Origin of the sequence: Agrobacterium tumefaciens (assembly GCF_013337285.1) — a bacterium.
Classification (GTDB): Bacteria; Pseudomonadota; Alphaproteobacteria; order Rhizobiales; family Rhizobiaceae; genus Agrobacterium; species Agrobacterium burrii.
Genome location: NZ_SUPW01000001.1, coordinates 897,753 through 920,180, shown reverse-complemented (window position 1 = coordinate 920,180; position 22,428 = coordinate 897,753). Strand labels below are relative to the sequence as shown.

Annotated in this window: 18 protein-coding genes and 1 tRNA gene; 8 read left to right on the top strand and 11 right to left on the bottom strand. The window is 60.6% G+C overall.

Annotation, left to right across the window (positions count from 1 at the left end; translation table 11 throughout):
- The first annotated feature begins 329 nt into the window (after nucleotides 1-329).
- Both FCH38_RS04500 and FCH38_RS04495 read left to right on the top strand, forming a co-directional pair.
- Nucleotides 330-806 carry a hypothetical protein gene (locus tag FCH38_RS04500; protein ID WP_153513314.1) on the top strand — a complete coding sequence of 159 codons (477 nt, stop codon included), beginning with the start codon at nucleotides 330-332 and terminating at the stop codon, nucleotides 804-806.
- A 248-nt stretch (nucleotides 807-1,054) separates the two neighbouring features.
- Nucleotides 1,055-2,569 (top strand): DegQ family serine endoprotease, encoded by a 1,515-nt coding sequence (locus FCH38_RS04495; protein ID WP_174372960.1) that lies wholly within the window; start codon nucleotides 1,055-1,057, stop codon nucleotides 2,567-2,569.
- A 66-nt stretch (nucleotides 2,570-2,635) separates the two neighbouring features.
- Here FCH38_RS04495 and FCH38_RS04490 read toward each other — a convergent pair whose 3' ends face one another.
- Nucleotides 2,636-3,247: an HAD family hydrolase gene (locus tag FCH38_RS04490; RefSeq protein ID WP_153513316.1), complete on the bottom strand. Its 612-nt coding sequence runs from the start codon at nucleotides 3,245-3,247 to the stop codon at nucleotides 2,636-2,638.
- A complete protein-coding gene (mutY, locus tag FCH38_RS04485; protein WP_174372959.1) occupies nucleotides 3,244-4,347 on the bottom strand; it encodes an A/G-specific adenine glycosylase in 1,104 nt (367 codons plus the stop codon). The genes FCH38_RS04490 and mutY overlap by 4 nt, the downstream gene beginning before the upstream one ends.
- 97 nt (nucleotides 4,348-4,444) lie before the next feature.
- Between mutY and FCH38_RS04480 the strand changes: the two genes are divergently transcribed.
- The 3 genes from FCH38_RS04480 to FCH38_RS04470 all read left to right on the top strand — a co-directional run bounded on the left by FCH38_RS04480 (nucleotide 4,445) and on the right by FCH38_RS04470 (nucleotide 9,335).
- Nucleotides 4,445-4,972 (top strand): DUF721 domain-containing protein, encoded by a 528-nt coding sequence (locus FCH38_RS04480; protein WP_153513318.1) that lies wholly within the window; start codon nucleotides 4,445-4,447, stop codon nucleotides 4,970-4,972.
- A gap of 130 nt (nucleotides 4,973-5,102) precedes the next feature.
- Nucleotides 5,103-5,783, top strand: coding sequence for a DsbA family protein (locus FCH38_RS04475; RefSeq protein ID WP_149898756.1), 681 nt, complete (start codon nucleotides 5,103-5,105; stop codon nucleotides 5,781-5,783).
- 84 nt (nucleotides 5,784-5,867) lie between these two features.
- Nucleotides 5,868-9,335: a chromosome segregation SMC family protein gene (locus FCH38_RS04470; RefSeq protein WP_174372958.1), complete on the top strand. Its 3,468-nt coding sequence runs from the start codon at nucleotides 5,868-5,870 to the stop codon at nucleotides 9,333-9,335.
- Nucleotides 9,336-9,800: 465 nt separating this feature from the next.
- On the opposite strand, the gene FCH38_RS04465 is transcribed toward FCH38_RS04470, so the two are convergent.
- Nucleotides 9,801-10,778 (bottom strand): VOC family protein, encoded by a 978-nt coding sequence (locus tag FCH38_RS04465; RefSeq protein ID WP_174372957.1) that lies wholly within the window; start codon nucleotides 10,776-10,778, stop codon nucleotides 9,801-9,803.
- 228 nt (nucleotides 10,779-11,006) lie between these two features.
- Between FCH38_RS04465 and ppdK the strand changes: the two genes are divergently transcribed.
- A complete protein-coding gene (ppdK, locus tag FCH38_RS04460) occupies nucleotides 11,007-13,733 on the top strand; it encodes a pyruvate, phosphate dikinase (protein WP_174372956.1) in 2,727 nt (908 codons plus the stop codon).
- Here the strand turns inward: ppdK and FCH38_RS04455 are convergent.
- The 4 genes from FCH38_RS04455 to FCH38_RS04440 form a co-directional block, all read right to left on the bottom strand.
- The gene (locus FCH38_RS04455) at nucleotides 13,711-13,983 is read right to left on the bottom strand and encodes a hypothetical protein (RefSeq protein WP_149898760.1); all 273 of its coding nucleotides are present in this window, start codon (nucleotides 13,981-13,983) and stop codon (nucleotides 13,711-13,713) included. The two genes, ppdK and FCH38_RS04455, sit on opposite strands and share 23 nt — an antisense overlap.
- Nucleotides 13,984-14,189: 206 nt before the next feature.
- A complete protein-coding gene (locus FCH38_RS04450) occupies nucleotides 14,190-14,786 on the bottom strand; it encodes a demethoxyubiquinone hydroxylase family protein (RefSeq protein WP_174372955.1) in 597 nt (198 codons plus the stop codon).
- Nucleotides 14,787-14,892: 106 nt separating this feature from the next.
- Nucleotides 14,893-15,036, bottom strand: a complete 144-nt coding sequence (locus tag FCH38_RS04445; RefSeq protein WP_174372954.1) for a hypothetical protein — start codon at nucleotides 15,034-15,036, stop codon at nucleotides 14,893-14,895.
- A 26-nt stretch (nucleotides 15,037-15,062) separates the two neighbouring features.
- Entirely contained in the window at nucleotides 15,063-16,427 is a 1,365-nt protein-coding gene (locus FCH38_RS04440; RefSeq protein WP_174372953.1) for a dicarboxylate/amino acid:cation symporter, read from the bottom strand.
- Between the two features lie 747 nt (nucleotides 16,428-17,174).
- Between FCH38_RS04440 and FCH38_RS04435 the strand changes: the two genes are divergently transcribed.
- The gene (locus FCH38_RS04435; protein WP_149898763.1) at nucleotides 17,175-18,095 is read left to right on the top strand and encodes a DUF1499 domain-containing protein; all 921 of its coding nucleotides are present in this window, start codon (nucleotides 17,175-17,177) and stop codon (nucleotides 18,093-18,095) included.
- Between the two features lie 279 nt (nucleotides 18,096-18,374).
- On the opposite strand, the gene FCH38_RS04430 is transcribed toward FCH38_RS04435, so the two are convergent.
- The gene (locus FCH38_RS04430) at nucleotides 18,375-19,283 is read right to left on the bottom strand and encodes an MBL fold metallo-hydrolase (protein ID WP_174372952.1); all 909 of its coding nucleotides are present in this window, start codon (nucleotides 19,281-19,283) and stop codon (nucleotides 18,375-18,377) included.
- Between the two features lie 203 nt (nucleotides 19,284-19,486).
- Here FCH38_RS04430 and FCH38_RS04425 point away from each other — a divergent pair.
- Nucleotides 19,487-19,561: transfer RNA gene (locus tag FCH38_RS04425), tRNA-Gln, on the top strand.
- Between the two features lie 12 nt (nucleotides 19,562-19,573).
- On the opposite strand, the gene FCH38_RS04420 is transcribed toward FCH38_RS04425, so the two are convergent.
- The 3 genes from FCH38_RS04420 to mqo form a co-directional block, all read right to left on the bottom strand.
- Nucleotides 19,574-19,885 (bottom strand): type II toxin-antitoxin system RelE/ParE family toxin, encoded by a 312-nt coding sequence (locus tag FCH38_RS04420; protein WP_174372951.1) that lies wholly within the window; start codon nucleotides 19,883-19,885, stop codon nucleotides 19,574-19,576.
- The gene (locus FCH38_RS04415; protein ID WP_149898766.1) at nucleotides 19,875-20,156 is read right to left on the bottom strand and encodes a type II toxin-antitoxin system ParD family antitoxin; all 282 of its coding nucleotides are present in this window, start codon (nucleotides 20,154-20,156) and stop codon (nucleotides 19,875-19,877) included. Before FCH38_RS04415 ends, FCH38_RS04420 begins: the two co-directional genes overlap by 11 nt.
- 284 nt (nucleotides 20,157-20,440) lie before the next feature.
- Complete coding sequence (mqo, locus tag FCH38_RS04410; protein WP_174372950.1) at nucleotides 20,441-22,174, bottom strand: malate dehydrogenase (quinone); 1,734 nt, start codon at nucleotides 22,172-22,174, stop codon at nucleotides 20,441-20,443.
- Nucleotides 22,175-22,428: the final 254 nt, after the last annotated feature.

Sequence of the window (22,428 nt, the reverse complement as noted above, 5' to 3'; positions counted from 1 at the left end):
GATCACGAAAACATTGCTGTCCCATGCCGCTTGCGGCAGGACTGGCGCAGGCCGGAGACCGCCATTTCCGCCTGCGCCAATTTTCTTTATGCGGTCTCCGCAGGCGTTCCTGCGCCGCTCCATAGCGGCTCGCCCGGCCAAGACGAGTTCCCTTGCCTTAACATTAGATGTCCTGCGCGTTACGGAAGATTAACGTGACGCTACACACGGCGGGGAGTACATATTCTCCCAGGCTGAGTATCGCCGGTGACCGGAAACGATCGCGACGCGACGATGCGAGACAGCCGGATTCGCAAGGCGCAGACCTGCGATGAATAAGGAGGCGTGCCATGCGCTCGCTTTTCAAAACAGTCACAATTGCATCCTTCATTCTGGCGGCCGCCACCGGCGGTGCTTTCGCGGCCGGACATTCGCATGGCGAGCATTCCGGTTCCGGCGGAATGCATAGCGAGCGGTCCCACGATTTCGATCGGGGTGGGAGACATTTCTTCCGCCATAACGATGACGACCTGTTCATGAACGACATGTATACCGGCTATACCGGCCCCGCCGCTTACGGACAGAGGCCGCATCTGGTTCGCGTTCTCCATGAGCTTCGCGTCGCTGACCACAGGATCGACTTCGAACGCCAGCAGGGCAAGTTGACCGCAAGCGCATTCAACAGGCTCGAAAACGAAGCTTCCGCAATCCGCACCCAGGCATTGAAAACCGCCGACATGCATCGTGGCTATATTCCCATGAAGGCGTTTGCCACGCTTCAGGGCGAAGTCCGGCAACTTGACCGGAATATCGTTCGAATGAGCTGACCGGGGCTATTCTGTCCTCGGCAGCATGAGGACAGACCAGGCTGCCACGAATAGTGCCGGAGAGCGGTGACAACGTTACGACCCGCCCTCCGGCCTTCAGGAATATCACCCCGTTCGGGGTTGCGCGGATTTCGAAAGAAACGATCGAAAACTCAAAAAACCATGTGCCCGGCCGGATGCATGGGGTGCGGGCAAGCCTGCTCCCCGATGGCTGAGGCCTTGAGCATGTCCTTGAAAGGAGAAACGTCATGTCCGGCATTCTACGAAGATATCGCATTGCAGCTTTGCTTGGCGCAGCCTTTGTCGCCGCACCGCTGGCAATGCCCATCTTTCTGCATAACACCCCCGCTTTTGCCCAGGCCGGATTATCGGCCGTTCCCGGTCCGGTGACTTCGGGCGGTTCCTTCGCCGGGATCGTTACCGCCGACAAGCCGGCGGTGGTGACCGTCACCACCGAAATGAAAACGCAGGAACAGGCGACCGATGACACCACGCCGTTTGACCAGCAGTTTCGGCAGTTCTTCGGCGAGCAGGGCATTCCCCTGCCGCAACAGCAGCCGCAGCAGCGTCAACCCCAGATCGCGGAAGCGCTGGGTTCCGGCTTCATCATCTCGCCGGACGGCTATATCGTCACCAACAATCACGTCATCGACAATGCCACCTCCATCAAGGTGACGTTGGATGATGGCACGGAACTTCCCGCCACGCTTGTCGGCGCCGATCCGAAATCCGATCTGGCGGTCCTCAAGATCACCGCTTCCAAGCCGCTGGCGGTGATTTCCTGGGGGGATTCCGACAGGCTGAAGGCCGGCGATCAGATATTGGCGATCGGCAATCCGTTCGGCATCGGCACCACGGTCACGGCCGGCATCGTCTCGGCCCGTGGTCGCGATCTACACAGCGGACCCTATGACGATTTTATCCAGATCGACGCGCCGATCAATCACGGCAATTCCGGCGGTCCGCTGGTCGATGTCGAAGGCAAGGTCGTCGGCATCAACACGGCGATCTATTCACCGAATGGCGGCAGCGTCGGTGTCGGTTTCGCCATTCCTTCCGATCAGGCGCAGAATGTCGTCGTCCGCCTGATGAAGGATGGGTCGATCCACCACGGCTTCATTGGCGTCCAGATACAGCCGGTGACGCCTGACGTGGCCAACGCCATCGGCCTTGCCACGCCGGAAGGTGCGCTGGTCGCCAAGGTGGAAGCGAGCACGCCCGCAGGCCGCGCCGGCATCAAGACCGGCGACGTGATTACCGCGCTCGGCGGCCAGGCGATCAAGTCCCCGCGCGACCTGTCGCGCATGGTCGCCGATCTGTCGCCGGGCCAGAAGGAACACGTTACAGTCTGGCGCCAGGGCGAGACGAAAGACTTGCTTCTCACCGTGGGTGGCAATGATGGCCAGAGCGCACAGGCATCCCCTGACAATGGCCAGCAAAAGGGCGACGCCTCATCGCAAGCCCTGCCGATGATCGGTATCGGACTGGCCGATATCACCCCGGCGATCCGTGAAGCCCTCAATCTCCCGCAGGATGAGAAGGGTACGATCGTCGAAAGCGTGACACCCTCCAAACCCGCCGCCGAGGCCGGTTTGCAGGCGGGAGATGTGATCGTTTCAGTCAATCAGACCGCGGTGAAATCGGCGGGTGATGCCAAGGCGGCCATTGCGCAGGCCGGCAAGGCCGGTCGCAAATCCGTTCTGCTGCTCATCCAGCGCGGCGATTCGCAAACCTACGTCGCCGTGCCCTTCGCACAGGGCTGAACGCCGGTTTTCCGGTAAAATCTCAAGGAACGGGCAACTCCATAGGAGCTGCCCGTTTTGTCATATTCAGGCATCTACCCCATAGGCCCGCAGGTCCTGCCGCAGCTTTTCCGCGCCGGTGAAATGCAGCGCTTGCCAGCCGGCTTGTTTTGCGCCTTCCACATTCGCCAGAGTGTCGTCGATGAAGATGCTGGCAGCGGGATTGAGGCCGAATTCCTTGGCGTGCAGATCGTAGATCGCCACGTCAGGTTTCAGCAGCTTCACATCGCCCGAAACCGTCACGCCGCGCGGCAGAGTGAGGAAGGGAAACATCTTTTGCGCCTCACGAAACGTGTCGGAGGCGAAATTGGTGAGCATCGTCACATCGTGGCCACTGTCGATCAGGCCAACCATGATCGCGACGCTGTCATCATAGGAATGCGAGACCATCTCGTGCCAGAATTTGCGGAAGGCGCGAATATGTTCTTCCCGTTCGGGAAACTGCTCCAGCAACAGCGCTTCGGCATCCTCCCAGCGGCGACCGCGATCCTGTTCGAGGTTCCAGTCATGGGTGCAGACATTGTCGAAGAACCATTGGCGCTCGTCGGCATCGGGAATGAGACGGCTGTAGGGGAGATGCGGATCGTAGTGGATCAGCACTTTGCCGATGTCGAATACGATATGCTCAATCTTGGTCATCGAAATTTCCTGCGTTCATCGAATGCGGATGGAATAGCCTGCGCAATGACTTTTTTCATCACCGTTGGCAGCGCCTGCGCGTCAAGATTTGTAACCGGCTCCCACCATCCGTCATCCAGCCCTGTTTTGAGGCTATCCGGCACCTGCACGCGATAGACGGTGAGCCGCAGCTCGAAATGGGTGAAGACATGCACGATGACGCCCGCCGCCTGCCAGCCGGCGGCAAAGGGCGCGTGGTTCGTCTCCGTGCCGCCATCCACGCGGGCGGTCCATGCCGTTGTCGGCACCTCGGTCATGCCGCCGAGAAGCCCGCTGTCGATGCGCCGCCGCAGCAGGATTTCGCCGCTGGTATTCACCGCCACGAAGGCGGCGCCAAGCCGCACCGGCTTTGCCTTTTTCGCAGGCTTGACCGGAAAACGCTCCGGCTCGTCATCGGCAAGCGCCAGACACTGGCCGTTGAACGGACAGAGCGCGCAGGCCGGCCGCTTCGGCGTGCAGATCGTCGCGCCGAGATCCATCATCGCCTGGGCAAAATCGCCGGGCCGGTCGGCAGGGGTGAGCGCGGCCACCTTTGCCTTCATGGCGGGTTTGGAGCCGGGCAGGGGGGCATCGATGGCAAACAGGCGGGAGATGACGCGCTCGACATTGCCGTCCATGACAGCCGCCTGCCGGTTAAACGCGATTGCCGCCACGGCGGCGGAGGTGTAATCGCCGATGCCGGGCAGCTTTTTCAGGCCCTCTTCGGTATCCGGCAAGACGCCGCCATGCTCTTTCGCCACGGCTTCCGCGCATTTTTTAAGGTTGCGGGCACGAGCATAATACCCAAGCCCCGCCCATGCGGCCATCACATCCTCGACCGGCGCCGCCGCCAGATCGCTGACGGTTGGCCATGCGGCGAGAAACTTCAGGAAATAGGGTTTAACCGCCTGCACCGTCGTCTGCTGCAGCATGACTTCGGACAACCAGACATGATAGGGATCGGCGCGGTTTCCCTTGGCAGCCATGGCCGGGGAGGTGCGCCACGGCAACTCGCGATGGTGGCGGTCGTACCATGCCAGCAGCATCTGCGCGTGAGACGGCGGGTCGGTTTTCTGGAGCATGGTTTGCCGTTTCCGTTGGATTCGGCCTATAGTTGGGACATCAGGACCGGCCGATCAAGAACACCCCGATGGTGCGGTCAAAAATCGCGAGTGAAACATGCGTTATCCCCAGAAGGGCGTCGGATACAAGAAGGGCGTGGTACAGATCGCCGAAGTCGCCAATGGCATCATGGATCCGGTGCTGTCGAAACGCGCCGGCATCAATACGGCGCTGCTTGGCTCATGGGACGAGATCGCCGGCGATGACTTTGCCGATTGCACCCGCCCGGAAAAAATCACCTGGCCGCGCCGCGACGAGGGGCCGGATCGCGGTGGCTATCAGCCGGGTGTGCTGACGATTGCCTGCGAAGGTGCACGCGCCTTGTTCCTCACCCATGCGCAGGGCGAACTCATCGCCCGGATCAATGGCTTTTTTGGTTTTCCGGCGGTGCGCCAGATCAGGATCGTGCAGAAGCCGGTTTCCCAAACCATTGCCCGCAAAAGAAAACCGCCGCCGCTGCGCGGTGATGCGGCAAAACGTCTCGATGACATGATGCAAGGCATCGAGAGCGAGGCGCTGCGCAAGGCGGTGGAAAGACTTGGCACGGCGGTTTTGCAGAGGAAGCCGGGGCGCAAGACAATTTGATGAAAGAGGTGCCGTCCTTGACTGGTCACAATTCTTTGACAGGAAGAGTTCAAAACCCCGCTTGTGATGAACAGGCCGTCGCTATATCGGAATCAACAGACAATAGAGTCTATTACCAACAGGTGCTTTCATGCATTTTCCCGAACTGACCATTTCCCGTCGCAGCCTGCTTGGCGGTGTTGCCCTTGCCGCCGTTGCCGCAGCCCTGCCGTTTGCCTTTGCGCCCGGCATCGCCGAAGCGCAGGAATTGCCCCAGTCCACCGGTGATGTGGATATGGCTGCGGTGATGAAGCCCGGCCCGCTGCCGGAAGCAGCGCTCGGTGATGCCAACGCGCCCGTCAAGATCGTCGAATATATGTCGATGACCTGCCCGCATTGCGCCAATTTCCACAACAAGACCTTTGACGAGATCAAGAAGAAATACATCGATACCGGCAAGGTCTATTTCGTGCTGCGCGAATTCCCGTTCGATCCGCGTGCCGCTGCCGCCTTCATGCTGGCGCGTTGCGCACCGGAAGGTCAGTATTTCCCGTTCGTTTCCATGCTGTTCAAGCAGCAGCAGGGCTGGGCCACGGCGCAGGATGCCCGCGGCGCTCTGCTGCAATTGTCTAAAATGGCCGGTTTCTCACAGGAGTCTTTCGAGGCCTGCTTGACGAACCAGAAACTTCTGGATGATGTGAACGCAACCATGCAACGCGGTGCGACGGAATTCGGCATCAACTCCACGCCGACTTTCATCATCAACGGCAAGAAATACGCAGGAGACATGTCGGTTGAAACCATGTCGGCTGTCATCGACAAGCTGCTCTGATCGCCGAACCCCGAAAGAGACGGGCGGCGGATATCTCCGCTCGCCCGTTTTTTATTGCCGTGTGTTTAGGCGGAGCATGGCGGCATGAAGTTCAACAAGCTGCGCGTCGTCGGTTTTAAATCCTTCGTCGAACCATCGGAATTCATCATTGAGCCGGGCTTGACCGGCGTCGTCGGCCCTAACGGCTGCGGCAAGTCCAATCTGGTCGAAGCGCTGCGCTGGGTGATGGGCGAAAATTCCTACAAGAACATGCGCGCATCCGGCATGGATGACGTCATCTTCTCCGGTTCCGGCAATCGCCCGGCCCGCAACACCGCCGAAGTTGGTCTCTACCTCGACAATTCCGACCGCACCGCCCCAGCCGCCTTCAACGATGCCGATGAAATTCAGGTCACGCGCCGCATCGAGCGCGAAAACGGCTCGGTCTACCGCATCAACGGCAAGGAAGCCCGCGCCAAGGATGTGCAGCTGCTGTTTGCGGATGCCTCCACCGGCGCGCGCTCGCCCTCGATGGTGGGGCAGGGGCGCATCGGCGAACTCATCAACGCCAAGCCGCAGGCCCGCCGCCAGTTGCTGGAAGAGGCCGCCGGCATTTCCGGCCTGCATTCCCGCCGCCACGAGGCGGAGCTTCGCCTGCGCGCCGCCGAGACCAATCTCGAGCGGCTGGAGGACGTAACCTCGCAGCTGGAAAGCCAGATTGAAAGCCTGAAACGCCAGGCGCGGCAGGCGAACCGTTTCAAGATGCTGTCGGCGGATATCCGTTCCCGCGAAGCGACGCTTCTGCACATTCGCTGGGTGGAGGCGAAGGAGGCGGAAGGCGAAGGGGAAAACGCGCTCAATCAGGCCACCAACATCGTCGCCGAAAAGGTGCAAGCGCAGATGGAAGCGGCAAAACAGCAGGGCATCGCCAGCCTGAAGCTGCCGGAGCTGCGTGAGAACGAGGCCCGCGTCGCCGCCGCCCTGCAACGCCTGCAAATCGCCCGCACCCAACTGGATGACGAGGCAAACCGCCTGCTGCGCCGCCGCGACGAGCTGGCCCGTCGTCTGTCGCAGCTTGGCGAGGATATCGTTCGCGAGGAACGGCTTGTCTCGGATAATGCCCAGATCCTTGCCCGGCTCGATGAAGAAGAGGCCGACCTTCTCGAAATCCTGTCGGATCAGGGCCGTCACGGTGAAGAACTGCGGGAGGCCTTCGAGGCTGCGGCCGTCAAACTCACCGAGAGCGAAGCCGTTTTCACCGCCATCACCGCCGAGCGCGCGCAGGCTGCCGCCTCCCGTCAGCAATTGGAAAAGACGATCCGCGATCTTTCTGATCGCAAGCTGCGGCTGGAACGCCAGTCGCAGGAAGCATCGTCCGAGATCGACGCCATCGATGAAAAACTCGCCGGCCTTCCCGATCCTTCGGAACGCCGCGAAGCGGTCGAGGCAGCCGAGATCGCGGTTGAGGATGCGCTGATCGTGGCGGAGGAGGCGGAAGCCGCCGTCGCTGCGGCGCGTTCCGCCGAAGCACTGGCGCGCGGACCGCTGGAGACGGCGAGAAACCGGCTGAACGCGCTGGAAACCGAAGCGCGCACCATCACCAAAATCCTCGCCTCCAGCGCCGCCGCCAATGGCAGCTTCACACCGGTGGCTGAGGAGATGACGGTGGAGCGCGGGTTTGAAGCGGCGCTGGGGGCGGCCCTTGGTGACGATCTCGAAAGCTCGCTCGACCCCGCCGCTGCCGCCTATTGGGCCGGCAATGGCGATGGGGCGGGCGATCCTGCCCTGCCGCCGGGTGTGAAACCACTTCTGGACTACGCGCAGGCGCCGAATGCGCTGCGGCGCTCGCTCGTCCAGATCGGCGTCGTTGCCGACACCGCGGAGGCTCTGCGCCTGATGCCACAGCTGAAACCCGGCCAGCGGCTGGTGACGCGCGAGGGCGCGCTGTTTCGCTGGGATGGCCATATCGCCAGCGCCGATGCGCCGGGAGCCGCCGCCCTGCGTCTGGCGCAGAAAAATCGCCTTGCGGAAATCGAGACCGAACTCGACGAAGCTCGTTATGGCCTCGAAGAGGCTGAAGAACAGCTAACCATCAAAACCGAAGACATCCGAAGCGCCGAAATGCGGCTTTCGGAGGTGCGCGACAGAAACCGCTTGGCGACACGCCAGCTTGCCGAAGCGCGCGAGGCGCTGACATCAGCCGAACGGGCCTCGGGCGATCTGCTGCGCCGCCGGGATATCGTTTCCGAGGCGCTGAACCAGATCGGCGCGCAGATCGACGAGATCGCCGTTCAGGAAGAAAATGCCCGCATCGAAATCGAGGACGCTCCCGATCTCTCCGTCCTCGACCTGAAGCTGCGTGAAAGCCAGCTTGAAGTCGCTACCGATCGCGGTCTTTTGGCGGAAGCTCGCGCCCGTCATGAAGGTGTGAGCCGCGAGGCCGAAAGCCGCCAGCGCCGGCTGCAGGCGATTGCGCAGGAGCGCGCCACTTGGGGCTCGCGCGCGGCCAGTGCAGCCGATCATATAGCCACCCTGCGCGAACGCGAGGAAGAGGCGCGTGAGGAAATCGCCGAGCTGGACATAGCGCCGGAGGAATTCGACGAGAAACGCCGCAATCTCCTCAACGAGCTTCAGAAAACCGAAGACGCCCGCCGGGAAGCCGCCGACCGGCTGGCCGAGGCGGAAAACCTGCAACGCGTCGCCGACCGCACCGCCACGACGGCGCTTTCCGAACTGGCCGAAGCCCGCGAAAAGCGCGGCCGTGCCGAAGAGCGACTGGTGTCGGCCCGCGAAAAACGGCAGGAAACCGAACATCGCATCCGTGAGACGCTGAATACCGAGCCGCATATGGCGCTGCGCCTGACCGGCCTTGGCCCTGACCAGCCGAAGCCCGATATCCGCGATGTCGAGCGCGATCTCGACCGCTTGAAGATCGAGCGCGAGAGGCTTGGCGCGGTCAATCTGCGCGCCGAGGAGGAGCAGGCCGAGCTTTCCGCCAAGCTTGCGGCGCTGATCAAGGAACGCGACGACATCATCGACGCCGTGCGGAAACTCCGCGCCGGCATCCAGAGCCTCAACCGCGAAGGCCGCGAACGACTGATTGCCGCCTTCGATGTGGTCAATTCGCAGTTCCAGCGGCTGTTCACCCATCTTTTCGGCGGCGGCACGGCGGAATTGCAGCTGATCGAATCCGACGATCCGCTGGAGGCGGGGCTGGAAATCCTCGCCCGTCCTCCGGGCAAGAAACCGCAGACCATGACGCTGCTTTCGGGCGGCGAGCAGGCTTTGACGGCCATGGCGCTGATTTTCGCGGTCTTCCTCACCAATCCAGCACCGATCTGCGTGCTTGACGAGGTGGACGCGCCGCTCGACGACCACAATGTCGAGCGCTACTGCAACCTGATGGACGAGATGGTGGCCTCGACGGAGACGCGTTTCGTCATCATCACCCACAATCCCATCACCATGGCGCGCATGAACCGCCTCTTCGGCGTCACCATGGCCGAACAGGGCGTGTCGCAACTGGTATCGGTCGATTTGCAGACCGCCGAACAGTTGCGCGAAGCTGTCTGAGGCGGCTTTTCCGGGGATCAGTCCCGACTTTTGCTCAATGTGAATTTATCTCGCCGTATCACCCATTCGGGTGAGCGACAATGCGCGGCATTTTGCTATGTTTTACGAAACAACCAAGGGCTCTCACCAGACCCCACCATCCGGTTTCCTGTACCGGATGGAATGCCTTGCGAGGCCGCTGCCGTGGCCTCGCAAGGCTTTCTTTCCATTGGCTTCATAGTTTGATGCGGCGATCTTGCTGGTAGTTGTTTCCGGGGAGCAAACCTCCTACGTCATGCCGGCCTCGAGCCGGTATCCAGCCAGCCCAAGTCATTGGCTGAAAGGAACCCTTCCTGTCGCGCAGACGCGTGCCGACTGGATTCCGGCTCAAGGCCGGAATGACGAGAAGAGGGGGGCTACGAATTCTGGTAAACGCTTCACTTGCCGCAACTGTCAATCACGCAGTGTGCGTGTTTTTGTGCTCACTCAAGCCGGCACCAGCCGCAGTCGCGTGCCCCACGGATCAATCGCTTCCACCACATCGTTCTCCATCTCCACCAGCACATAAGCGGCGGCCCGCAGCCTGGTCTTCTGCGCTTCGAGATCGTCGGGATTTCGGACAGTGAGTGAAAACCAGTCGAGGCCGGTCTCTGTGGCGTTGCGTTCCTTCGCCCCCCGGCTGTTCCATGTATTCACCGCCAGATGATGGTGATAGCCGCCGGAGGAGAGGAACGATGCGTCCGAACGCGCATCCTGCGTCGGTTGCAGGCCGACGGCGGCTTCATAAAAGCCGCGGGCGGTGGCGATTTCGCCGACCCGCAGGTGAATATGGCCGATGCGCATTCCCGCCGGTGCGACCTCATAATGGTCGGTTTTGGTGTCGGTCAGCGCCACTAGATTATCGACATCAAGCGGTTCGGTGCCCATTTTCACCACCCGGCCGCTCCAGACCCATGCGTCCTGCGGGCGGTCGCTGTAAACCTCGATACCGTTGCCCTCTGGATCGTTGAGATAGACCGCTTCGCTGACATTATGGTCGGCAAAACCCGAAAGCGGCACCTGCCGGAGCGCCGCGTGCACCAGCCAGCGGGCAAGATCCTTGCGGGAGGGCATCAGATAGGCGATGTGGAACAGGCCGGCGGAGGTGGGGCTTTCGTAGTCGGCCGCCGGTTTGTGCACGAGATCGAGCAGCGGCACGGTGCCGACGCCAAGCGTCACGCCTCTGGCCGTGCGTCCCACCTCGTTCATGCCAAGCACCGAACGGTAATAATCGATCATCGGATCAAGATCGCGCACGCGAAGTGCTGCCTGGCCGATATGCATGGGTGTCGTGAGGGCAAAGGGCAGGGCGGTTGCGGCATTTGCGGCGGGCGTGCCGCCCTCGGCCTTGAGCGCACCGGCCAGCGCCGTGGCGGCGCAAGAAATTCCGGCAAATTTCAACGTATGGCGGCGAGTAAATTGCATGAATAATCTCTTTGTCGGCGATGATAGTGGCTTAGGGAACACTCCGTTTCTGCGCACTACACGAATGCGTCAGTCATGCTGTTATTTTGTGTTTGCGGCAATTCTGGCGCGCAATTCGCCGCAATTATGCTGCACTGCGATGTAAACTGCACGTTGCGGCGTTTCCAACATGCTGGCAATGCTGTAGATGATAGAAAAATGACAACGCTTCTGGGTGGAGAGCGTGGAATGAAAAAATGGGTTTATACCTTCGGCAATGGTGTCGCCGAAGGCAGGGCAGGTGACGTTGCAATATTGGGCGGCAAGGGCGCGAACCTTGCCGAAATGGCAAGTCTCGGCCTACCCGTTCCCCCCGGCCTTACCATCATTACAGATGCCTGCGCCCTTTATCACAAGAACGGCCGTGATCTTCCAGAAGACCTGAAGTTACAGGTCATGGCTGGCCTGCACGGCATGGAAAGCGTGACCGGAAAGACCTTCGGCGGCAGCCAGTCGCCGCTGCTTCTCTCCGTCCGCTCCGGCGCGCGCGCCTCCATGCCCGGCATGATGGACACCGTTCTCAATCTCGGTCTCAATGACCGCACGGTCGAGGCGCTGGGCCACGATGCCGGCGACGCCCGTTTTGCCTGGGACAGCTACCGCCGCTTCATCCAGATGTATGCCGATGTCGTCATGGGCCTCGATCATGAACTGTTCGAGGAAATCCTCGAGGATGAAAAAGGCCGGCTCGGCCATGAATATGATACCGATATGTCGGCGGTCGAATGGCAGCACGTCGTCCAGCTTTATAAAAAGCTGATCGAGGATGAGCTGGGCGAAGCCTTCCCGCAGGACTGTCATGTCCAGCTCTGGGGGGCCATCGGCGCGGTCTTCGCCAGCTGGACCAACCACCGCGCCGTGACCTATCGGCATCTGCACAATATTCCGGGTGATTGGGGTACGGCGGTCAACGTTCAGGCCATGGTCTTCGGCAATCTCGGCTCGTCTTCGGCAACCGGCGTCGCCTTCACCCGCAATCCTTCCACCGGCGAGGCGGAGCTTTACGGCGAATTCCTCGTCAATGCGCAGGGTGAAGACGTGGTCGCGGGCATCCGCACGCCACAGTCGATCACCGAGGCCGCGCGGCTGGCGTCGGGTTCCGACAAGCCCTCCATGGAAAAGCTGATGCCGGAGGCGTTCATTGAATTCCTGGCCATCTGCAAGCGGCTGGAAAACCATTATCGCGACATGCAGGATCTGGAATTCACCATCGAGCGCGGCACGCTCTGGATGTTGCAGACCCGTTCCGGCAAGCGCACCACCCGCGCCGCCATGAAGATTGCCGTCGATATGGTGGAAGCAGGGCTGATTTCGCAGGAGGAGGCCGTTTGCCGCATCGAGCCGTCCTCGCTCGACCAGCTGTTGCACCCGACAATTGATCCGGGCATTTCCCGCCCCATCATCGGTTCCGGCCTGCCGGCCTCTCCGGGCGCGGCGACCGGCGAGATTGTCTTCACCTCGGAAGAGGCTGTTGCGGCGGAAGCTGAAGGCCGCCGCGTCATTCTGGTGCGCATCGAAACCAGCCCGGAAGATATTCATGGCATGCATGCCGCCGAAGGTATTCTGACCACGCGCGGCGGCATGACCAGCCACGCCGCCGTGGTGGCGCGCGGCATGGGCATCCCCTGCGTCACCGGTGCGGGTTCCATGCGCGTCGACATGCGCAACAAGGTGCTGATTGGCGTCGGCTGCATGCTCAAGCGCGGCGATATCATCACCATCGATGGCTCTTCCGGCCGTGTGCTGAAGGGCGAAGTGCCGATGACGCAACCGGAACTGTCAGGCGATTTCGGTAAGCTGATGATCTGGGCTGACAATCTGCGCCGCATGACGGTACGTACCAATGCAGACACCCCTGCCGACGCCCGCGCCGCCCGCGCCTTCGGTGCCGAAGGCATTGGCCTGTGCCGCACCGAACATATGTTCTTCGAAGGCGATCGCATCCATGTGATGCGCGAAATGATCCTTGCCGAAAGCGAAAAGGGCAGGCGGGCGGCGCTCGACCAGCTTTTGCCGATGCAGCGCTCGGATTTCACCGAACTGTTCCAGATCATGCACGGCCTGCCGGTGACGATCCGCCTGCTCGACCCGCCGCTGCATGAATTCCTGCCGAAGACCGATGGCGAGATCGTCGAGGTGGCGGCCGCCATGGGCATGCCGCAGACGGTGTTTCGCCAGCGGCTGGATGCGCTGCACGAATTTAACCCCATGCTCGGCCATCGCGGCTGCCGTCTGGCGATTTCCTATCCGGAGATCGCCGAAATGCAGGCGCGCGCCATTTTTGAAGCCGCCGTTGAGGCGGCGCGTATCACCGGCGCGCCTGTCGTGCCTGAGATCATGGTGCCGCTGGTCGGCCTGCGCTCAGAGCTGGATTATGTCACCGAGGTTATCGATCGCGTCGCTGCCGCCGTGGCGGAAGAGACCGGCATGGAACTCGAATATCTGACCGGCACCATGATCGAACTGCCGCGTGCGGCCCTTCGTGCCCATGTGATTGCGGAAGCCGCGGAGTTCTTCTCCTTCGGCACCAACGATTTGACGCAGACGACCTTCGGCATTTCCCGCGACGATGCGGCGCGCTTCATCAACACCTATCAGCGCAAGGGCATCATCGAACGTGACCCGTTCATTTCGCTCGATTTCGACGGTGTGGGGGAGTTGATCCGCATCGCCGCCGAGCGCGGCCGCCAGACGCGGCCGGAACTGAAGCTCGGCATTTGCGGCGAACATGGCGGCGATCCGGCCTCGATCCATTTCTGCGAAGATGCCGATCTCGACTACGTGTCCTGCTCGCCCTTCCGCGTGCCCATCGCCCGCCTAGCCGCCGCGCAGGCAACGCTTGCTGCAAAGGCGGATAAAGGCAAGGCGGCAAGCAACGTCGCCTTCATCCCCATCAGGGGTTCTGTCGGACGATGATCTGACGCTCGACCACGACCGGCCGGTAGAACATGTCGCGGTTCATCTGCGCCTGCCAGGCGCGGTTGTCAGCACGGCGATCGAGATCGAGGTCGAGCAGGCATCCGGCCATCTGGTCGGTGCCGGTGCGAAAACCATAACCCCGGCACGTCGCCTCATCCCGCGCCCGCCGCTCTTCCGGCGTCAGCGTCTGGCAGGCGGTCAGCGCCAGCATGGCGGCAAGCGAACCGAGGACGATGGAAACGCGCATCTTGTTTCTCCCTTGAAAAGCGTAACCGGGCGGCTGTTTTATTGCCGCGATTGATACGCTTGTTTTCATACGGGGAAAAGCCGCGTTGGGGTGGAAAGTTGCATTGAAAACTTCCCTCCACCATCCCGAACCAAATCCGGCATCCAACCACGGCGCGTCTGCACCGTAAAAGAAATCCAGGACGATCAATAGCTTGAGTCTCAGTGTCAAGCCTGCTTGGAGTTTCCCATTTCAGCGTGCAACCGCTTTGAGTCCCCCCATGTCGAAAGCCAGATCATCAGGTCGGTGAGAAAGCCAATAACCGGCAGAAGCAGCCTGCGGCCCAAGCCGCGCGTCGTCTGGTTTTTTTCGGCCTCCCGCAGATGAGCCAACTCCTGTTCTTGAATCGAGGCAATAAGCTGATGAAGCTCAGGATCTCTCTTCTGCAAAAAGGCCAATTGGTCTTCCAGATGGCGATGAACGGTGCTTTCAACGGCCTCGGTGCAGATCCAGACCATGTTACGTCCGCCAAGGGCGGTCAGAAAGCCAAGCAGGTAACCTCCAAGGCTCCAAAATGCCATCACACGACAGGGCTTGGCATTTCTGGAGGACATGGCTTCCCGGAACTGGCGGCAATGATCGATTTCGTCGTCTTGCATTTCACGAAGAGCCGGCACGATATCGGGAAACAGCCGAAGCGCCATCCAGATCTGTGCCCCATAGATACGAATTGCACCGAACTCGCCAGCGTGATTGACCTTGAGAATGCGGCGAATAGTAAGAGCCGGATCATGTTTGCTGAAACTAACGGACATAGGAAGCATTACCTAAGCGAATTTCTGTTCATCCGAATATAACAGCAGCACCGCTTGCCACTTTTGGAAATCGTTCGCCTGCCTATTGGATCGGATTGCAGTGTCTCACACAACGCTAAACGAATTGCGCAAAGGTTTTACGATAGATGACCGCCATATGATCACAGCCGCCCAGCTTTTTATTGCCGGCGGCTGCGATCATGGTGACATCACCAAGATGATTTAAATCAACGGTGGTGTTGATCCAAAGGACGTGCACTGGTAGCCACCTCCCCGTTACGTCAATCAGGCCGCCACTGCCTCCCGGTCATCGAGCGCGTCGATGTCCTTGGCGTTGTTATAAACAGCTTCATCCAGAATGCCCTCACGCTTGGCAACAAGCGTCGGCACCAGCGCCTGACCGGCGACGTTGACCGCCGTGCGGCCCATGTCGAGGATCGGGTCGATGGCAAGCAGCAGGCCCACGCCTTCGAGCGGCAGTCCGAGCGTGGAAAGCGTCAGCGTCAGCATTACCACAGCACCTGTGAGACCCGCTGTTGCAGCCGAACCGAGCACCGAGACGAAAACAATCAGCACATATTCCTGAATGCCGAGCGGCACCTGGAAGAACTGTGCGATGAAGATCGCCGAAATCGCCGGGTAGATGGCGGCGCAACCGTCCATCTTGGTGGTGGCGCCCAGCGGCACGGCGAAGGCGGCATATTCGCGCGGCACGCCGAGGCTCTTTTCCGTCACGGTCTCGGTAACGGGCAGGGTGCCGATGGAGGAGCGCGAAACGAAGGCGAGCTGGATGGCCGGCCATGCGCCCGCAAAGAAGCGTGACGGCTTCAGGCCATGGGCCAGAAGCAGCGCCGGATAGACCACGAAAAGCACCAGCGCCAGACCGATATAAACGGCAGCCGCATACCAGCCGAGCTGCGAAAGCGTCGTCCAGCCATATTGGTCAACCGCGCGACCGAGCAGGCCGATTGTGCCGATGGGCGTGAGGCGGATGACCCACCACAGGATTTTACGCACGATGGCGAGCAGCGACTGGTTGAAAGCGAGGAACGGCTCCGCCGCCTTGCCTGCTTTCAGCGCCGCAACGCCAAAGGCAATCGATACCACGAGCAGCTGCAGAACGTTGAAGTTCAGCGAAGTGCTGCCGGAACCGTTGTTGATTTTGGTAGACGCTTCGAGGCCGAAGACGTTGGCAGGAACCAGGCCCTTGAGGAAGTCCAGCCACGAACCGGTGGAGGAGGGGGCTGCCGCTGCCGTATTGGCAATCGCCGTGTTGACACCCGGCTGAATGACGAGGCCGAGCACGATGCCGATGACCACGGCGATGAGCGCCGTGATGGCGAACCACAAGAGCGTCTGCCATACCAGCTTTGCCGCATTGGAAAGGTTCTTGAGATTGGCGATGGAAGCGACGATGGCCGTGAAGATCAGCGGCGGTACCAGCGCGCGCAGCAGCTGCACGAAAATGCTGCCGATGGTCTGCAGCGTTACCGAAAGCCCATTCGGGCTGCCGGCGGCATCGGGACCGATGTTGCGCGCAACGAGCCCGAGCAGCAGGCCGATGACCATGGCGCTCAGAACCTGAAAGCCGAAATTGCGATAAAAGGGTTTAGGCCCGGATGAGCGGGCGGGCGTCGTTGCCTGTGACATGGCTTGTCTCTTTATTGTGCAAGAAAACGAGAATGTTGCACTTTTTACACGCATTCTCGAGGGAGGTCGCCGAGGATACGCCGATTTCCTCAGCAATTAAGGGATGAGCTTGCGTATTTGTTGCATTGTCGGGGAATTATTCTCCTAAGCGCCACTCATGCGGAAAAATATTCCGATTTCTTGTTGCCGTGGCCTCTCGGCCCGTCGGAGCGATACCGGAGGCCCGGAGAGCGTCTGCATTTGGCAGGAGTGTGCGTCCCCCCAAACCATGTCCACTACTGTCCGGATTAAATTTTCGAAGAAGGCACAGGTCGTGGTTTCTATTATATTTTTGGCCGTATCGTCTCGAACCGGACACGAAAGAAGATCAGCGTCGTTAGATGGGAAGGCAGGGCATGCCACTCAGTCATCGTCATCCTCGGGCGTGTCCCCAAGATCTGCAACGTATTGATTTTATTCAACGGCATCATCCTCGGCACAAGGCCGAGGATGATGCCGAGAGAATTCGCAGTCATTGCAAGGGACTGCATCCTGCCCGGAAATTTAAACCGGACAGCAGTGGATCATGTCCGGCTTCACGGAAGAGAGGTCTTCGGAGGTTGTGAGCACGCTTTACCCGCAGATCGGCTCCCTCCTTTGTTTTCCTCGCCGCAAATCCGGTCTATGACATCATATGCAGGTGATTCCCTTGCCAGATTTCGGGTGCAACGCTTTTACGCCAATGCGATCTTACGGATATCCGCTTCCATGACTGTGCGTTTCGTCCGGCCTTTTTCGGTTGCAGCCTATCTTTCCCGCTATCTCGGGCTAGTGGCGCTGGCGCTATTTCTGATTGCCGCCGGTATCCACCGTTTCGGGCCACTGACGACACCTGACCTTGTGGGGTTGCTGATGATTGCCGCCGGCATCGCGCTCACGGCGGTGCTTCTGGCGCTGATCGGCCTTGAGCGGCTGTGGACAAAGGGCGCGCGGGGCGGGCTTTCGGCGCTTGCCGCCCTGCTTCTATCGGCCCTGCCGCTCGGTGTGGTCGGGTACGGCGCATATCTTTATTGGCAGCAGCCGAAGATTTACGACATCTCCACGGATCTGACCGACGTGCCGGAATGGCTGGTGGCACCGGTCGCGAACCAGCAATGGCTGGCAAGGCCCGCCACGGTTGCGAAACAAGACCGTGATGCGCAGGCCATCGCCTATGCCAGCCTCGCCGGACGCCGTTATGAAGGCGCGATAGACCGTATCTATGCCGCCGCCAAGAAGATGGCCGCCGCCCAGAATATCCGCATCACCCATACCAGAGGTGTCATCGGTGCGGTGGAGCCGCCCTCCGTCGGCGTTCCCGAACAGGACAAGACGCCGCCCGGCGAAGAGGGGCCGGTGGAAGACCTGCCCTCCATCGTGCCAGTCCCCATGGCCCGCCCGGCCGAGGCGCCGCAGCCCACCTTCTTTAACGGCAGCGGCGTGGTGCTGATGCAGGGCGAAACGCGCACCCGCATCTGGGGCCTGCGTTTCGATATCCTCATCCGCCTCAAGGAAGAGGCGGAAACCACCATCGTCGATATCCGCGTGGCCTCTCGTTACGCCCCGCACGATCTCGGCATGGGGGCTGCGATCGCGGAGGCCTATCTCGATGCGCTGGATGCGGAAATGCAGGGGTTGAACGACAACTGAGACGTTTTGGGTGAATGAAGCAGAGGTGCTGCGGGTCGTCTTGATTGTGTGGCAGTGGCGTCGCCGCTTGTTTCTTCTCCCCGCCGGGGAGAAGGTGGCCCGAAGGGTCGGATGAGGGGGCAACGTTGCCGTATCTCACCACCCTTGCCCCCTCATCCCGCTGCCGCGACCTTCTCCCCGGCGGGGAGAAGAAACAAACGGCTTCCGCTCACCCCCATCAATGGGCGAGCGAGTGGCGAGGCCAGAGCAAGCCTTGATGTCGAGCGCCAGAAATATCCGTTAAGCCGGAAAATATTCGCCCAGCAGCGAAGGCGCACCCTCGGTCTGTACCTCACCCTTCTCGATCAAATCTTCGATATGCGCCAGCACGGAAAGGGCCGCGGCGCCATGCAGGCGCTTGTCGGTGCTGGCATAGATCACCTTCACCATCTCGGCGATCAACCGGTCACCCTCGCGGATACGCTTTAGCACCGCCTTTTCCCGCATGCGGCGGTGGGCGCGCAGCCCGCGCATGAAGGCGGCGGGGTCGGTGACCGGCCCGCCATGGCCGGGCAGGAACAGCCGGTCGTCGCGGGTCAGCAGCCGTTCCAGCGAGGCCATGTAATCGCTCATCGCCCCATCCGGCGGTGCGACGATGGTGGTGGCCCAGGCCATGACATGATCGGCGGAAAAGACGATGCCGCTGCCATCAAGCGCAAAGGCGGCGTGGTTGGCGGTGTGGCCCGGCGTGTGCAGGGCAGTCAGCGTCCAGCCATCGCCGGAAAGGCTCTGCCCGTCGCCAAGCGCAATATCAGGCACGAAAGCCATATCGGAGCTTTCGGCAAATGGGTTGGTTTCACCCGCATAGAGCGGCCGGGCGGCGCGGTGCGGACCTTCCGCCACCGTTGTCGCCCCCGTGGCTTCCTTCAACCGCCGGGCAAGCGGCGAGTGATCGCGATGGGTGTGGCTGACGAAGATGTGGGTCACCTCGCGGCCGTCAAGCGCCGTCATCAGCGCCTGAAAATGCGCCTCATCCTCCGGGCCGGGATCGATGACGGCGACGGAACGGTCGCCGACGATATAGGAATTGGTGCCATGGAAGGTAAAGGCGGAAGGATTGTTGACGGTGAGGCGCTGGATCAGCGGGGCGACAGGAACCGCCTCGCCATAGGCCGGCTTGAAATCGAGATCGAATGCCGGGTCCGCCATCAAGACCTCCTGAATGAATGCCATGCCGCCAGTGCCGACGGCGCCCGCCGCACAATCGCCAAGCCCTATCATGCCGTCTGCGGCGCAGCATCCAAAAAGCTTGGGTTTTGTGAAAAAATTGGTCGCCGGGTCATTGCCGCGCCGGGCAGGCTTTGCTAATCAGGCGCGGTTCAGGCAGCAGCGTTTCGCTTTCGCTGCCCTGTTGGGGCGTCGCCAAGCGGTAAGGCACCGGTTTTTGGTACCGGCATTCCCAGGTTCGAATCCTGGCGCCCCAGCCATCCATTCCAAAGTCAGAACAATGTTCGCAGGTCTCGGCGACCATCGATCACGCGAACGATTTCCACGGAATATATTTCGCCGTCATCGGTATCCGGCACGGTTTCGTAGAGAATGACATAAGGTGCTTCGACGAGCATACGGGCAGACGGAAAAATTTCCGGATGGCGTTCGCCAAGATGGGGATGGTCGACCAGACTCACCGCCTTGGCGCGGAACCGAGCGAAATACCGCTCTGCGGCAAGAGGCTGTGATTTGCCAATATCGAGATAGATTTTCTTCACATCGCCGCGTGCGCGGGGTGTCCAGACAAGCTTAATGGTCACGATTTTTCAACGAAGCCAGTTCTGCACGCGCTTCATTCAGCGCCTCGTCAAAATCCACTTCGGTTGAACTGCCACTGGCTTTGCCCTCAGCCCACAACGCGCGCAGCTTGGCGATGTCGTCGCGTCGCTGGAGCCATTTTGCAGACCAGTCTCGCATCGCTTCACGGATGACTTCGCTGCTGCTGGCATAAGCGCCGCTTTCCACGGCATCACGCAAGATTTCGGCGTGCTGGGGCGTCATCGAGACGCTGATCTTTTCCACGTTGGCCACGGCTATCTCCATCATCTGGTAGGAATTATTACCACCGAGTATGTTTGGGGGCCAGATATTTCGGTGGCGGTATATCCGATGATGGCCAGCTTGCTATAACGTTAAGCGCGAAAACCTGTCCTCCGCCCTCCTCGGGCTTGACCCGAGGTCCACGATCCGTTGAAGTTAATGGATTCTCGGGTCAAGCCCAAGGAGGACGTTGAGTGCGGAGAAAGGCCTGCATCAACAAAAACGCCGCGCATCCAAAGACACGCGGCGTCTAATCTAACAATCGCGACGATGCCTTAAAGCGCGATATCCGGCACCTTCTTCACCGGCGCACCCGCAGGTGCCACACCGGCACCCTTCAGCGCATCAAGATCGATCTGCGGAGGGGTCGGCAGCTGCAGGTGTTCGGCGGTGTAGGCCCATTCCTCACGCACCTTTTCCGGGTCGTCATTCAGCTTGGTGCCGTAGCTCGGCACGATCTGGCGGATCTTGGCCTGCCATTCCGGCGTTGCCACCTTGTCCTTGAAGACCTTTTCCAGGACGCTGAGCATGATCGGGGCTGCGGTCGAGGCACCCGGCGAAGCGCCGAGCAGGCCGGCGATGCTGCCGTCCTGTGCGGAGACGACTTCGGTGCCGAGCCGCAGCACGCCGCCCTTTTCTTCGTCGCGCTTGATGATCTGCACGCGCTGGCCCGCCTGCCACAGACGCCACTCGCCCTGCTTGGCATTGGGGAAATATTCCTTCAGCGCGGCAAAGCGGTCGTCATCCGACATCATCAACTGGCCGGCGAGATATTCCACCAGTGGATATTCATCGATGCCCACACGCACCATCGGCCAGGCATTGCTTGTTGTGACGGAGGAGACGAGATCGAAATACGAGCCTTCCTTCAGGAACTTGGTGGAGAAGGTGGCGAAAGGCCCGAACAGGATAACACGCTTGCCACCCAGCACGCGAGTATCGAGATGCGGAACCGACATGGGTGGCGAGCCGACCGAGGCCTTGCCATAGGCCTTGGCCAGATGCTGCATCGTCACATCAGGATTGTCGTTGATGAGGAACGAGCCGCCCACCGGGAAGCCGGCATAATCATCGGCTTCCGGAATGCCGGACATCTGCAACAGATGCAGCGCGCCGCCACCGGCGCCAATGAACACGAATTTCGCATCCACCACCTGTTCGGCATCGGTCTTCGTATTGGTGTAGGTCACGCGCCAGCTGCCATCGGCATTGCGCTGAATGTCGGAAACCTCGCTATTGACCTGCAGGTCGAAATTCTGGTCGCTTTGCAGGTGCGAAACGAATTGTCGGGTGATTTCGCCGAATTCCATGTCGGTGCCGAGCGGCGACCACGTCGCGCCGATCTTCTGGGAAGGATCGCGGCCTTCCATCATCAGCGGCACCCATTTCTTCAGCTGCTCGGGGTCGCTGGAATATTCCATGCCGGCGAAAAGCGGGCTTGCCTTCAGCGCCTGATAGCGCTTTTCCAGATAGGCGATGTTCTCATCACCCCAGACGAAGCTCATATGCGGCGTGTGGTTGATGAAAGAGCGCGGGTTCTTCAAAACGCCGTTGCGCACTTGCCAGGCCCAGAACTGCCGGGAAATCTGGAAGGATTCGTTGATGTTGACGGCTTGAGAAATCTTGATGTTGCCGTTGTCGTCTTCCGGCGTGTAGTTGAGTTCCGCCAGTGCGGAATGGCCGGTGCCGGCATTGTTCCAGCCGTTGGAGCTTTCAAGCGCCACACCATCCAGCCGCTCCAGCATCTGCATCGACCATGTGGGCTCCAGTTCGCGCAGCCACACACCGAGCGTCGCGCTCATGATGCCGCCGCCGATCAGAAGCACATCGACCTTCTTGGCGGTCGTGTTGGCGAGAAGCGGAGAGGAGGGCAGCGCCGCTGCGGCAATCCCGGCAAGCGCGCCGCCCAGAACCTGACGGCGGTTCATTGGAAAAGCGTGGGAAAGGGAAGTGTCCTGGGAGAGATCAGTGAGCTGGGATTTGTCTTGATCGATGGGAGTCACGGCCATACCTGATTCTTGTTTTGTGTTAAAAACACTCCTCCCAGCCGCCCCCGTTACAGCAAAGCGCAAACCGGCACAACCCGGACTTATCCACTCCAGTTCAAGCGCTTTCGCCGGGGTTTTGCCGGGACATAAGGTCGCAACGGCGAATTTCGCGGTTTTGCGGATTGTCATTTTTCAGGATCGCGAAGATTAGGCGGTGCTTTAAAACGGTTGAAAGGGTCTTGTGAGCCGGATATCGCGAAAAGCCTCGCAATCCA

Coding starts and splice junctions, on each gene's coding strand:
- FCH38_RS04430 (WP_174372952.1), bottom strand. CDS start 19,283: ATGGCGGACCCGGCATTCGATCTCGATTTCAAGCCGGCCTATGGCGAG.
- FCH38_RS04495 (WP_174372960.1), top strand. CDS start 1,055: ATGTCCGGCATTCTACGAAGATATCGCATTGCAGCTTTGCTTGGCGCA.
- FCH38_RS04440 (WP_174372953.1), bottom strand. CDS start 16,427: ATGTCACAGGCAACGACGCCCGCCCGCTCATCCGGGCCTAAACCCTTT.
- FCH38_RS04450 (WP_174372955.1), bottom strand. CDS start 14,786: ATGCTTCCTATGTCCGTTAGTTTCAGCAAACATGATCCGGCTCTTACT.
- FCH38_RS04475 (WP_149898756.1), top strand. CDS start 5,103: ATGCATTTTCCCGAACTGACCATTTCCCGTCGCAGCCTGCTTGGCGGT.
- FCH38_RS04435 (WP_149898763.1), top strand. CDS start 17,175: ATGACTGTGCGTTTCGTCCGGCCTTTTTCGGTTGCAGCCTATCTTTCC.
- FCH38_RS04470 (WP_174372958.1), top strand. CDS start 5,868: ATGAAGTTCAACAAGCTGCGCGTCGTCGGTTTTAAATCCTTCGTCGAA.
- FCH38_RS04465 (WP_174372957.1), bottom strand. CDS start 10,778: ATGCAATTTACTCGCCGCCATACGTTGAAATTTGCCGGAATTTCTTGC.
- ppdK (WP_174372956.1), top strand. CDS start 11,007: ATGAAAAAATGGGTTTATACCTTCGGCAATGGTGTCGCCGAAGGCAGG.
- FCH38_RS04480 (WP_153513318.1), top strand. CDS start 4,445: ATGCGTTATCCCCAGAAGGGCGTCGGATACAAGAAGGGCGTGGTACAG.
- mqo (WP_174372950.1), bottom strand. CDS start 22,174: ATGGCCGTGACTCCCATCGATCAAGACAAATCCCAGCTCACTGATCTC.
- FCH38_RS04455 (WP_149898760.1), bottom strand. CDS start 13,983: ATGCGCGTTTCCATCGTCCTCGGTTCGCTTGCCGCCATGCTGGCGCTG.
- mutY (WP_174372959.1), bottom strand. CDS start 4,347: ATGCTCCAGAAAACCGACCCGCCGTCTCACGCGCAGATGCTGCTGGCA.
- FCH38_RS04500 (WP_153513314.1), top strand. CDS start 330: ATGCGCTCGCTTTTCAAAACAGTCACAATTGCATCCTTCATTCTGGCG.
- FCH38_RS04490 (WP_153513316.1), bottom strand. CDS start 3,247: ATGACCAAGATTGAGCATATCGTATTCGACATCGGCAAAGTGCTGATC.